The sequence below is a fragment of the Paraburkholderia sp. MM5477-R1 genome (assembly GCF_050436385.1).
Taxonomy (GTDB): Bacteria; Pseudomonadota; Gammaproteobacteria; order Burkholderiales; family Burkholderiaceae; genus Paraburkholderia; species Paraburkholderia tuberum.
Map to the genome: position 1 here is coordinate 769,648 of NZ_JBNDMC010000006.1, position 11,927 is coordinate 781,574.

The following is an 11,927-nucleotide window of genomic DNA, read 5'->3' on the forward strand; positions in this document are numbered from 1 at the left end:
TCTCCGTGAGCGGTCGTTATCGTATGTTGCGCATTTCGTCGATCAAATGGTGACGGCGCGTCTTTCGAACTTCAGCATGCTTTCGATGCGCGCGGCAACGCGCAGCAGCTTCGCATCATCGCCGAAAGCGCCGACGATCTGGAAGCCGAGCGGCAGATTTGCATCGCTCCAGCCGGAAGGCACATTGACGGCGGGCGCCCCCATCAGGCTCCAGGGTGCGCAGAAACGGGCGTCGCCCGTATCGGCGTGTCCGTGGGGCGCTTCACCGCTGGCGGGCAAGGTCACGAGCGCGTCGCAGCCTTGCAGCAGCGCGGCAGACTGCGAGCGCACGTGCGCCTGCAACAGCAAGGCTTGCTGATAGCGCTCGAGCGGCATCGCCTGGCCTTCGGACAACAGCACGCGCATGTGTTCGCTCATCAGCGCGGGCGCGCGTGCGGCTACATCGCCGACGGCGCGATACGCCTCGACCGCGAGAATCGTCAGTGTCGCTTCGCGCATTTGCGGCAGGTCCGCGCCGTAGTCCAACTCGACGATGCGCGCGCCGCCTTCGCTCAGCGTCCGCAGCGATGCATCGAAATTGGCGCGTTGATGCGGCGCGATGAGTTCGTCCCAGAACGGCGTGCGAACGACGCCGAGCGTGAGCGCGGAGGTGCCGCGCGGAAAGTGATCGCGCCACGCCGCTTCGCTTTCGACCGCCTGAAGAGCGCCTTCGACGAACAACGCATGCGCGACGGCGACATCGTCGACGGATCGCCCGAAGAATCCGACGTGATCGAGCGACGCAGCCAGCGGATGCACGCCTTCGCTCGGCACCGCGCGATACGACGGCTTGTAGCCGACGATGCCGCAATACGCGGCCGGGCGAATGATCGATCCGACCGTCTGCGTGCCGATGGCGAGCGGCACGATGCCCGCTGCGACGGCCGCCGCCGATCCGCTCGACGAGCCGCCCGGCGTGTGCGCACGGTTCCACGGGTTGACGGTCGCAGCCGGTCCGCGCCAGGCGAATTCGGTCGTCGCGGTCTTGCCGAAGACCGTCCCGCCGAGCGCGCGGATCATCGACACGATGCGCGCGTCGCGCTCGGGCCGATGCCCGTCGTAAGCCGGCGAGCCGTAGCCCGTGGGCATGTCGGCGGTATCGGCGAGATCCTTGACTCCGATGGGCACGCCCACGAGCGCACGCGCCACGGCGCCGCGCACGGCGTACGTATCCGGCCGATGCACGAAGGCCCGAAGCCACGGCTCCAGCGCATCGGCGCGGGCCTGCGCGTCCAGCAGCGTCGCGCGCGCGGCGGCTTCGTCGTGACGATTAGCGAGCAGTGTCGTGAGCAATGATTGATCTGATCGATTCATCGTTACTTGCTCGCGGCTGCGGCGAACGTGTTGTCGACGCCATTGGCATAAGTGATTGCGCCGGGTTTGATGTTGCCGATCGACTCCTGCAGATCGAGCGCATTGCGGAAGGCCTGCTCGGAAATACCGGGCGTGGCCGCATAGATCTTCTGATCGATGAGACGCTGCACCGCCGAATCGACGATCTTCGGATCGAGCGATGGGAATTCGGCGCGCGCGACGCTCTTCGCCGTGTCGTGCGATTGCTGAATCAGAGCTTCGGCTTCACCGATCGACTTCACGAACGCGGCTACCATCTTCGGCTTGCTCTTGACGGTGAGAGAGAGCGTGTCGATGGTCGAGAATGCATAGCCGCCCGGATACGCCTTCGGGAACGCATACACGATGCGATAACCCTGCGCGAGCCCCGTTTCCGCTTGCGGCATATAGAGCGCGGCGGCTTCTGAGCGCCCCGCCATCACCGGCGCGAGTTCGGTGCCGATCTGCACGGTGTTCATCTTCACGTCCGCGAGCTTCTGTTCGCTGATGAGCCGTTGCAGCAGATACGTGCTCGTCGACGGCGGCAGTGCGGTCGAGACGCTTTTGCCTGCGAGATCGCCGACGCCCTTGACCGCCGAATCCTTCGGCGCGATCACCCACACCGGCACGCCGGCGACCACGTTGGCCACGTTCACGAGCGATGCGCCCTTGAGGTTGGCGAGCATGGCGGTCATCGGGTCTTGCAGCGAGAAGTCCGCATGACCGCCGATCACCGCTGCAACGCCCGCCGCGCCGCTGCCCGCAGTGACCTTCTGCACGGCAAGGCCGTTCTTCTCGAAGATGCCTTTGTCGATAGCCACATAGAGCGGCAGGTACTGGATCGACTGAAATGCCTGATAGATGACCACCGGCTCGGCGGCCTGAACGCTCGTCGCGCCGATTCCGGATGCGACCAGACATGCGGCCGCGATACTATTGAGCAGAGCGTGTGTCTTCTTCATTTTTTCTTCCAGGAAATGATCTTCGCTTCCGCGAGTTGAACGATCCAGCTGAGAACCGAGGCCATCAAGGTCAGCACGATGATGCCGAGCCAGACGGTATTGAGATCGAAGAGCGAGCCCGCGACGAACACCGCGTGACCGAGCCCCGACTGCGATGCAATGTATTCGCCGACGACCGCGCCGATCAACGCGAAGCCGATGTTCACGCGCAGCGTCGAGAAGATCCACGGCAGCGCGCTCGGAACGATGAGCTTGGTGAAGATCATCGACGGCTTCGCCTTGAACGAATGGAAGAGATTGAGCAGGTCCTTGTCGACTTCACGCGCGGCGGCGCAGGACGAGATCATCGCGACGGCGAATGTGGAGATGCCGGCGAGCCATATCTTCGACGAGGCGTCGGAACCGAACCAGATCACGATGAGCGGTCCGAGCGCAATCTTCGGAATACTGTTGAGGATGACGGACAATCCTTCGGCGACACCCGAGACTGTCGGCAGGAACCACAGCAGCAGGCCGAGACCGATCCCGAGGCCGCTGCCGATGGCGAGACCCGCCAGCGTTTCATAGAGCGTGACCCAGGTGTCGGACACGAGCGTGCCCTGCGTCAGCCCGATGACGGCGGCCTCATAGATGCCGGACGGCGAGCCCAGCAGCTTGCCGTTGATCCAGCCCGCGCTAACGGCAAGTTGCCAGGCAACGACCAGCGCAACGACGATACCGAAGACGGCGCCCGTCGTGCCGAACTTGCGGCGCGTACGGCGTACGGCTTTCCTTGGCGTGACGTTGGTGGACAGAACGGCTTCAGTCATGGACGGCTCCTGCAAGGATGCTCGATGGAGCGACTTCATCTGCGTCGCGCGAGGTGACGTGTCCGCGCAAACCGTTCCAGACACGCGCGTGATAGCCGCGGAACTCGGGCGCCTCGCGCGCGGAGACGGCATTGCGCGGTCCGTGCGTCGTCAGTTCGATGTCGATCTGGTCTTCGATGCGTGCGGGACGCCCGCCAAGCAGGATCACGCGATCGCTCATCGCGATGGCTTCTTCGATGTCGTGCGTGACGAGCACGACACTCGTGCCGCTTTGCGCACGCAGCGCGATGATGTCGTCCTCGAGTGCGAGACGCGTTTCGTAGTCGAGCGCGGAGAAGGGTTCGTCGAGCAGCACGAGCGTCGGATCGACGAGCAGTGTGCGCGTGAGCGCAACGCGCTGTCTCATGCCGCCTGAGAGCGAATGCGGATAGGCATCGGCGACGGCGCCGAGCCCGTAGCGCGCGAGCATCTGCCGCGCACGGGCGACATCATCGGGCCGGACCTTGCGATACAACTCAATGCCGAGCAGCGCGTTTTGCAGCACCGTGCGCCACGGCATCATCAGGTCCTTCTGCAACATATAAGCGATGCGGCCCGCTTCCCCATCTGCGCGTCTGCCGACCGATATCTCGCCTGACTGCGGCGTGAGCAGGCCTGAAATGAGATTGAAGAGGGTGCTCTTGCCCGCGCCGCTTCGTCCGACGATGGACACGATCTCGCCATGTCCCACGTAGAAGTCGAGCCGGTCGAAGATGGTCACGGTCGAGCGATCGGGCGATTGAAATCCGTGACTGAGCTGCCGCACGCGCAGCGGTTCCGCGAACGTGTTGACTGTTGCGTTCGATCCCTTCATGTCGTTCCTCGCAAGGTCTCGTACTGGTGAAGTAGTTGCTGCAATGCATAATGCACAATCAAAAATCGGAAGCTGTCCTCGTCAAAAAAGTTTTTCTTCCCGGTGGATTCGCATGGGATGCGTCGGTGCGCAACCTTGGTGCCGCTGCGCGTCCGCAGTGCGCGTCGCTGTGCGAAATCGGTGCATGTTGCGATGAAACTGTGCGGAGCGAGGCATGAATTCAATGGCACATTAATCGCTTCGTGCAAGTCTCTTGAACGACGTTCATTCCGTTGGAAAGCCACTGCAAAGAGCGATTGCCAAGACAGGAAGTGTTCGATCCGTGCACGAGCGATCAGCCGATAGCCGCCCGAATCGTCAGCTTGCTCGACGGCGACAGCCTTGATGCTGTCTATCGCGACTGGCCGCGTTCGGACGCCGCACCGATGGCGCGTGTCTCGAGAAGCGCTGACACCGCGAGATCGCGGCTGGGAGACTTACGTCGACGATTGCGCGAACCTGTCCTTTCGTCGCAACTGTCTCGAGGATCTGCCACCGGTCCTGACCGGCAATCGATACACAGCCCGCAGGCGGACGCCTGGACGGCGCTTACGGCGGGCTGGCAGGGCTCGAAGTGCTTCGCGCGCTGGATCCAGCGGGCATCGCGACACGGCATCCTGTCGAGGTCGTCGCGTGGACGAACGAGGAAGGCAGTCGTTTTGCGCCCGGCGCGGGGGTTCGAGTGCGTTCTCGATCCCGCATTGCTCGCGGGCTACCGCGAATCGCGCGACGCCGGAGGCATCTGGTTTGGAGATGCGCTGGATGAAGCGCTTGCGGCAACGCCCGTCATTGCGGTTACGTGAAGACCCGCTATCGTGGTCTGATGAAGAACATCGCCCAGATCACCACGCTTCGGGGAAGTCGAAGGACGCGATCGGACAGCAGCTCGCCGGTGAGAAATGCGACGGGAATAACGCCTGCCCACGCGAAATGACGCCTAATGCTATCAGCAACCTCCTTGCCAGTGGCTCCGTCGCGCGGCCGGATATCGGTGACGATGAGATCGGGAATGCGGCTGTCATCGGCGAGGATGACGTCAAATCCATCCATCGATTCTGCGGCGTGCACGAACGCGCCCGCGCTCGCGGCACGTTTCAGTGGAATGGTGACGAGCAAACCGACGACATACATCATCGGCACCATCGTGGCGTGCGCAATCACCGACTCCACGCGCGCGTCGACGCTCTGGCCGCTGGGCTTGAAATAGAGCATGACCAGGTAACTGACAACGCATAGCCCGATCAGCCACGCCGCCGTGATCCCTCGGAGCCGGAATGCCATGAATATCATGAAAAGGGAAAACGTCAGGATCGGATACGCTTGCCGCCAAGCCAGGTCGCCCGGATAGATCTGCACCATTCTCAGGACCGCGCACCGGCAACTGATCGTCCAGACACTGAGCAGCTCGACGGCCCTCCGCTCGACGAAATAGCATCGTTGAGATCCAGAACTGAGGGATCTATACACGCCGACGACGGTGAAGGTGACGGTTCGATAGTCGAAACATCCTTCTGGCCCGCGCCCCTCACCTAGCTGCCTCGGTAAAGCTCGACCATCTTCGCTGCTTCGCCATTTTTCTGGAAATCCTCCAGTTCGCGCATCACCTGCTCGCGTGTTTTTCCGGGGAGAACAGGATCTGCCGATGTGGCAGCCGGAACCGCGACCGCCGGAGCCTGCTGGGTGCTGCCAGCCGCTACGGACTCCTGCTGGTTGGTCGCTGATTGGGCGAAGCATCCATCTGCTGTCACTCCAGCCACCACGACAAGACAGACGGTAACCGATTGATAAAGTTTCATGAGAGTACTCCTTCGAAGTTTAAGAGATCAGCGTGTTCACTCTCTCGCCGACCCACAGCATTCTTCGCACGAGCCAACGCAGATTCGGCCTCCTTGCGACGATCAGCCGATCCAGGTGCACTCGATGACTGCCCTGTCAGCGTTGCTGTCATATTCATTCTTGGCCAGCCGAAACGCCATCGCAACGCACATGCGTAGGCGATGAACAACCACCGTCGGCGAAAGATGTATGCACTGTCGATGTCCGATCCCAATCCCCATCCCGATGACGTGTCGGACATTCGCCTCCCGACGGCGGTCCTTCCTGAACGGTCCAACTGCGGGCACGTCACGTCGCTGATACATTTGTGGCTGATGGTAGGGAGGGCGACCTGCTATTCTGTTTTTATCGCACCGCGGCTACGGACGAGGGCGTTGTGCATCCGTGGCCTTCGACATCGCTTTCGCTGCAATTCGCCGCATTGCTCCGTTAGCCACGATCGGTGGAGATCTTTCCAGCCAGTGGTGCGGCGATAAAGCTCATCGATGTGGAGCACTATCCCACGGTGATTTTTCTGGTCCGGCAGGCCTTATGAAATTGTCAGGCTTCGTGGTACGCAAGTTTGCCTCGGCAGATCTCGAGCGCGCGTTCCGTACTGACTATGCGCGCCGCTACGCCGGCCAACGCAGGCTGGCTGGCGCCGCCAGCCTCCTGCTGTGGATCCTGTTTGCTCGCCGCGATTGGTGGCTGCTGACCCGGGTCGATCCCGGCATCATCTTTCACGTTGGCTATCTGCGGCTCGCAGGTGCCGTGGGTATGGCTGTGCCGATATGTTTGATGTGGGGACCGCGTGCCTTCGACGAACGCTGGGTGGTCGGATTGCTTTGCGTATGGATGCTGAGCTGCTGGTTCACCCTCTTGCAGTTGATGGAGCTTTACCCGGCGGCCTTGGCTTTCCGGGAAGTATTCCCCGAATTTTTACTTGTCCTTTTCACGATATTCACATTGCTCCGACTTCGAGCAATCACGGCAGCGTGGTTAGTCGGGCTGGGCGTTGTAAGCTTTCACCTTACCCTTTCTCTCTGGCCACGGACGGGCGCTTCCACGGTGGGCGCTGGCTGGGCGTCCCGTGGGTCTGTGTTGGCCATCATGTATTTTATGGGCGTTGTCATCTGCATTCAGTTTGAACGCGCTGCCCGCCGTGAATTTATGTTCAGGCGGACTTTGCGCGCAGCAAGCGCACGCGTTCAGGCGGCGTCCTCCGCTGTCAAACGGCAGAATGAACGCATGAGAGAGCTGGTCAGAGAGAAGGAACGGTTCTTTTCATCGGCCTATCACGACATCCAGCAGCCGCTCGCCGCAATCAACCTCTTCATCCGCAGCGCGCGGACAAAGCTCGAAGCTGGTCACGCCGCAACGCATGATCTCGACGTCATCGAGGAGACGGCAGGCGACATCCTCGACATGTTCAAGAACATTCAGGACTACAGCGAACTAGGTTCGTACGTTCCAAGCCTGTCGCCGATCGATACACAAGCCGTGCTGGCCGATGTTTTTGAACAATATCTTGAACCGGCGAGATCGCAGGGCATCGAAATCAGAAGCACCATGCGCTTGCGCCGCCCGCCGCCCATTGAAAGCGACCGCTCGCTGTTCAAGCGGGTATTGTCCAACCTCGTATCGAACGCGATCAAGAACACCCGCATGGGAGGCGTCGTTATCGGGTGGGTGGAGGTCGGTGAACGGCTTCGCATCGACGTCTGGGATACGGGCGTCGGTATCTCGCCCGCACATCGGGATGCGATATTCGCCGAGTACTATCAGATTGACAACCCGGGCCGCGATCGCTCGAAAGGCTTGGGGCTCGGGCTGTCCATCGTCCAACGGGTCATTGGGATTCTGCCGGGGCACAGCTTGAGGTTCTATTCGGTCGAAGGGCGCGGGTCGCACTTTTCCCTGTACGCTCCAATTTCGATAATGACGCCGGTCATCGGGACGGAGGACCGAAAGGATGATGCATACACGTCCGTGCTCAAGGGCAAATACGTCCTGCTTTGCGACGACGAACCGACCGTTCTCGAAGGTCTGCGGCGGCTGTTTATCAGCGCGGGCGCACTCGTGGATACTGCCGGGTCAATGACGGGCTTCGAAGCGATTCTGGCCGATGAAGGCCGCGCACCCGACGTCCTCGTCACCGATATACGGCTGCGCGAAGGGCCAAACGGCATTGAGCTTGCCGAACGGATCAGGCGGCGTTTCGACTGGGCGGGCGCGCTGCCCGTTGCGTTCATCACGGGCGAGCTGATTTCCCCGCCCTCACTTCGCGATTTTTCCCAGCCTTTCGTGTTGCTGCGCAAGTCTTCCGCGCCAGAAAACACGCTCGTTGAAGTCAGCCGGTTCGTTGCCGCCCAACAGCCGGCAGACTTTTGTCATGTGCGGGATCCGTGACTGGCGGAACGCCAAGTTTGATCCCTCTATCTGCAAGCATCACGATCAGTTCCGTACGGCGCCGCAGATTGAAATGCGCGAGCAGATGACTGATGTATTTCCGTACGGTAATGTCCTCGAGCCCCATTTTCAGCGCGATGACCTTGGATGGAAGCCCGCGCACCAGCCACGCCAAGGTTTCGAACTCTCTCGGAGTCAGTCCCAGTTCAGATGCGGTGCTCATTTCTGAGTTGCCTCCCGACTGGTGGTTCCGAGGTTCATCCGCGGGGGCGTCGTCTGTGCTCATGTCACGCCTGAGCGTCGCGATGCTTGACGCAGGCAGGAATACGCCGCCGGCCAGCACCGCGCTTATCGCCGCATGGAGCGCTTCAGGAGATGACGATTTGGGCACGTATCCCATGGCGCGAAGTTCGATGCATCGGCCAATGGTTTCCACGCTACCGTCGGCCGAGATCACAATCACCGGTAAAGACGGGCGCGACTCCTTCAATTCGGCAAGCGCGTCGCAACCGTGACCATCGGGAAGGTCGAGATCGAGAAAAACGATGTTCAGGAATTCGCCGAGCGCATGATTCAAACCTTGTGACAACGTACTCGCGTGCAGCAACTCGATGTCCGGAAAGATCTGTCTCAGCAGAAGCGCCAGTCCGGCTCTGAACAGTTCGTGATCGTCGACGATCAGTACGCGCATTCCATCGTCTCCCTGAACCGCTTTCGAAGCGGGCCGCAATGACGCAGCGGATGATGCTACATCCGTGGCGGTCTTGCGTTGTGTCAGACCAATAGTACATGCAGTGTACCGATGCCCCGGACGGCGACGGCTGACCAATAGGACATTTCCTCGAATGTGGCGGTTTTTGCCCGTCGTCCGGCGATTCAAGCCTACCGGAATGGGGATAAACTCACGAGCGGACGCTTCAACTTCACCTGCTCGCGCAGCGGTTGGCGCAAGAAATCTCCCTCTGGCACCGGCGTCTTCGGGCCAATCCCCACTTCGTCAAAATTTGCAGGATTCGTGCGGCAATATGCATGCACCATGTAAATCACGCAACTCCATTTCCGCATCGGATTCTTGCTGCGTAAGCCGCTGAGAGTTGTTCGGGAACGCCTACTTGGGCAGAGCGATGTTGGCACTCAATTGCGCGAATTCAGTTTTGCTCATCGATAATTAGCCGTTAGTCTTAAATCGTTGCACCATTTATCTATTGAGTTGACTAAGGCCAAATTCAAATTCCCGTCTCAGTACGCCGGACACATCAATGAACATTTGTTCGGCCGTCATCTCGTTCTGCTCGATCTGAAGCGACATGAAGACGCCGTCCAGCAATTGAAGTAACATTCGCCCCATTCTTTGGGCAAGGTGCTTCGCACCGTCGGACTCATAGCCCTCTAAAAGGGGGGCCACAGATCGCTCGACATAATCCCTCCATTCGCGCCGGATCTTGACCGCAGCGTCCCGTATTTCATGGCGACTGGCTTGATGTTCGGTTGCGACGATCATCATAAGACGCAAAAATTCCGGTGCCTGAACGAAGCCAGAAGCGAATACCATCAGCTTTTCATAGGGGTCGGTCTTCTGATCCGAAAAAGGCTTAAATTTCCGCCTCCATTCCTCTGCAGTAATGGTAAGGACTTCTGCAAAGAGTCTCTCTTTGGATTCAAACGCCCAATAGATTGACCCCGAAAGCACGTTCGCTTTTTTTGCGATCTTTGATATCGATGCCGCTGTATATCCTTGCTCGGCAAACACCTCGCGCGCGGCCGCCAAGATACGGTCGCGAGCGAGTTGCGGATCGACGTTTTTTTTTATTTTTTCGTTTGCATTAGGCATAAATCTTCTTTCTGAGTTTGTTTCAGCCCTCCATGATAACTGGGTTTTCCAGTCTGATCGGGGTGAATGACGACGCGGTGCAAATCGCGCAGGGACGCCTCGGCGGGTGCATCGAGGGTGCTGCGATCCAGCGGGGGCGCTGCATGCATGAGGGACGCCTCCTGGCACGAACGGAACCAGGCTCGGCCGACGGCGCACGCGGGGACCGCATCGAAACCCAGTCTACTCGAACATGCGAGACGATGTGTCTGCCAGCCCGCCGTTGCCGTCGAAATCGCCTGGCAAGGCAGCCACGCGAGCGCGGGCCGATCCTGCCGGCGCAGACCGGACGACGCTCGCGGCGTAACCGCGCAGCCGGCGTGACTCGTCAGTGTTCGTCGGGCGCCACCAGCCCCGAGCGCTGCTGCCGGCCCCACGAGCGCCCGCCGCGCAGGAAGTGCAGCCAGCCGAGCAGCGCGCCGGTATGGCGAATCAGCTGGAACGTGAAGGGCTCGGCAAGCGCCGCCGCCATGGCCATCCACAGACTCGAGCTGGGGCGCTCGCCGGTCCAGCGCCGGTACAGGTGGATACACCAGAGATAGAACGCCAGGTCGATGGCGGTTTTCAGGCCGATCACGCAGAAAATCGACACCACGATCGCGCGGTGCCCGCCGAACAGAAAGCCGGGCAGCAGCGCGAACGCGGTCAAGCCGTAGATCGGCTGCATCGTATCGATCGCCTTGACCGGCAGCATCAGCATCCCGAGCGTGCCGTAGCGCGGATTGCCGGTCATGTCGCGATTCCAGTACTGAGTCTGCAGAAAGCCGGCGAACCAGCGGCGCCGCTGCCGCAGAAAGCTGCCGAGCGTGCCGGGCGCGTCCGTGCGCGCATGCGCGTCGCCGACCACGCGCACCGCCCAGCCGAGCCCGTGATCCGCCGAATGGCGGCGCAGCCGGTGAATCAACTCGTAGTCCTCCACCAGACACTGCGGGTCGAAGCCGCCTACCGCCAGCAGCGCATCGCGCCTGAACGCGGCGAACGCGCCCGACACCAGCAGCAGGCTGTCGGCGCGCATCCACGCAAAGCGCGCGATGAAGTTGCGCATGTACTCGTAGGTCTGGAACCACTGGAACACACGGCCCGACACGCTCTTGCCGCAGACCGGCACGAGAATGCCGGCCGCCGCGACGAGCTTCGGCTCGCTCGCGAACGCGGCGCGCATCGCGTAGGTGGCGTCGTCATCGAGCAGCGTGTCGGCGTCGACGGTCATCACGGTGTCTGTCGTCATCACGGTGATCGCTGCGTTCAGCGCGCGCGCCTTGCCGCCATGCGGCACGCGCAGCCAGTACAGATTGGGATAGAGCGAACTGGGCGCGCTCAGTTTGCCGTCCGCGGCCGGGGTCAGGCCGAAGCGCTCCGTGAGCAGCGCGCGCGTGTTGTCGGTGGAGCCGTCGTCGGCGATCACGATCTGCGTCAGGCCGTGCACCTGCCGCAGCAACGCGGCAAGCGTCATGGGCAGCACGGCGGCTTCGTCATGCGCGGCGACGATCACGCCCATGGCCGGCAAGCTGCGCGTCTGCGAGGCCGGATCGAGCGGCGCCGCGGGGCGCAGGAGCGGCAACGTCTTCAGTGTGACGAAGCCCAGCAACAAGGTGTCGTAGGCCACATACGCGAGGCCGGTGGACCACGCCACCAAGCCATGCAAAAAGAACGCCCGGGCGAACAGCAGTAGCCATACCACGACGACACTCAGGTGAATCAGCGTGCTCGGCAGCGGGGCGGGGCGCGGCAGAATGCGCGGCGATATGAGCGCGAGCGCCTGTTCCAGTGATCTCTTCAAAATGGCTGCTGAATCTGTC

At 61.3% G+C, this 11,927-nt stretch carries 10 protein-coding genes and 1 pseudogene; 2 read left to right on the top strand and 9 right to left on the bottom strand.

Features of this window, described 5'->3' with window-relative positions; genetic code table 11:
* Nucleotides 1–42: 42 nt before the first annotated feature.
* Genes OKW35_RS21930 through OKW35_RS21945 form a run of 4 tightly spaced genes read right to left on the bottom strand, consistent with a single transcriptional unit; the run spans nucleotide 43 to nucleotide 3,995 of the window.
* Nucleotides 43–1,353, bottom strand: coding sequence for an amidase (locus OKW35_RS21930; protein ID WP_184063205.1), 1,311 nt, complete (start codon nucleotides 1,351–1,353; stop codon nucleotides 43–45).
* 2 nt (nucleotides 1,354–1,355) lie between these two features.
* Nucleotides 1,356–2,333: an ABC transporter substrate-binding protein gene (locus tag OKW35_RS21935; protein WP_429553124.1), complete on the bottom strand. Its 978-nt coding sequence runs from the start codon at nucleotides 2,331–2,333 to the stop codon at nucleotides 1,356–1,358.
* Entirely contained in the window at nucleotides 2,330–3,142 is an 813-nt protein-coding gene (locus OKW35_RS21940; protein WP_090807370.1) for an ABC transporter permease, read from the bottom strand. Before OKW35_RS21940 ends, OKW35_RS21935 begins: the two co-directional genes overlap by 4 nt.
* Complete coding sequence (locus tag OKW35_RS21945) at nucleotides 3,135–3,995, bottom strand: ABC transporter ATP-binding protein (protein WP_429553125.1); 861 nt, start codon at nucleotides 3,993–3,995, stop codon at nucleotides 3,135–3,137. Before OKW35_RS21945 ends, OKW35_RS21940 begins: the two co-directional genes overlap by 8 nt.
* Nucleotides 3,996–4,460: 465 nt before the next feature.
* Between OKW35_RS21945 and OKW35_RS21950 the strand changes: the two are divergent.
* A pseudogene (locus OKW35_RS21950) lies at nucleotides 4,461–4,704 on the top strand (M20/M25/M40 family metallo-hydrolase); the annotation flags it as partial.
* Between the two features lie 140 nt (nucleotides 4,705–4,844).
* On the opposite strand, the gene OKW35_RS21955 reads toward OKW35_RS21950, so the two are convergent.
* Together OKW35_RS21955 and OKW35_RS21960 are read right to left on the bottom strand one after the other, a co-directional pair.
* Nucleotides 4,845–5,393 (bottom strand): hypothetical protein, encoded by a 549-nt coding sequence (locus OKW35_RS21955; RefSeq protein WP_429553126.1) that lies wholly within the window; start codon nucleotides 5,391–5,393, stop codon nucleotides 4,845–4,847.
* A 170-nt stretch (nucleotides 5,394–5,563) separates the two neighbouring features.
* Nucleotides 5,564–5,830, bottom strand: coding sequence for a hypothetical protein (locus tag OKW35_RS21960; protein ID WP_184063215.1), 267 nt, complete (start codon nucleotides 5,828–5,830; stop codon nucleotides 5,564–5,566).
* A gap of 424 nt (nucleotides 5,831–6,254) precedes the next feature.
* On the opposite strand from OKW35_RS21960, the gene OKW35_RS21965 reads away from it, so the two are divergent.
* On the top strand, nucleotides 6,255–8,258 hold the full coding sequence (locus OKW35_RS21965) for a hybrid sensor histidine kinase/response regulator (RefSeq protein ID WP_429553127.1): 2,004 nt from the start codon (nucleotides 6,255–6,257) through the stop codon (nucleotides 8,256–8,258).
* Here OKW35_RS21965 and OKW35_RS21970 read toward each other — a convergent pair.
* The 3 genes from OKW35_RS21970 to OKW35_RS21980 all read right to left on the bottom strand — a co-directional run bounded on the left by OKW35_RS21970 (nucleotide 8,200) and on the right by OKW35_RS21980 (nucleotide 11,908).
* Nucleotides 8,200–8,949: a response regulator transcription factor gene (locus tag OKW35_RS21970; protein ID WP_184063219.1), complete on the bottom strand. Its 750-nt coding sequence runs from the start codon at nucleotides 8,947–8,949 to the stop codon at nucleotides 8,200–8,202. The genes OKW35_RS21965 and OKW35_RS21970 overlap by 59 nt on opposite strands.
* A 507-nt stretch (nucleotides 8,950–9,456) precedes the next feature.
* Nucleotides 9,457–10,089 carry a TetR/AcrR family transcriptional regulator gene (locus OKW35_RS21975; RefSeq protein WP_184063221.1) on the bottom strand — a complete coding sequence of 211 codons (633 nt, stop codon included), beginning with the start codon at nucleotides 10,087–10,089 and terminating at the stop codon, nucleotides 9,457–9,459.
* Between the two features lie 367 nt (nucleotides 10,090–10,456).
* Nucleotides 10,457–11,908: a glycosyltransferase family 2 protein gene (locus OKW35_RS21980; protein ID WP_429553128.1), complete on the bottom strand. Its 1,452-nt coding sequence runs from the start codon at nucleotides 11,906–11,908 to the stop codon at nucleotides 10,457–10,459.
* Between the last annotated feature and the right edge of the window lie 19 nt (nucleotides 11,909–11,927).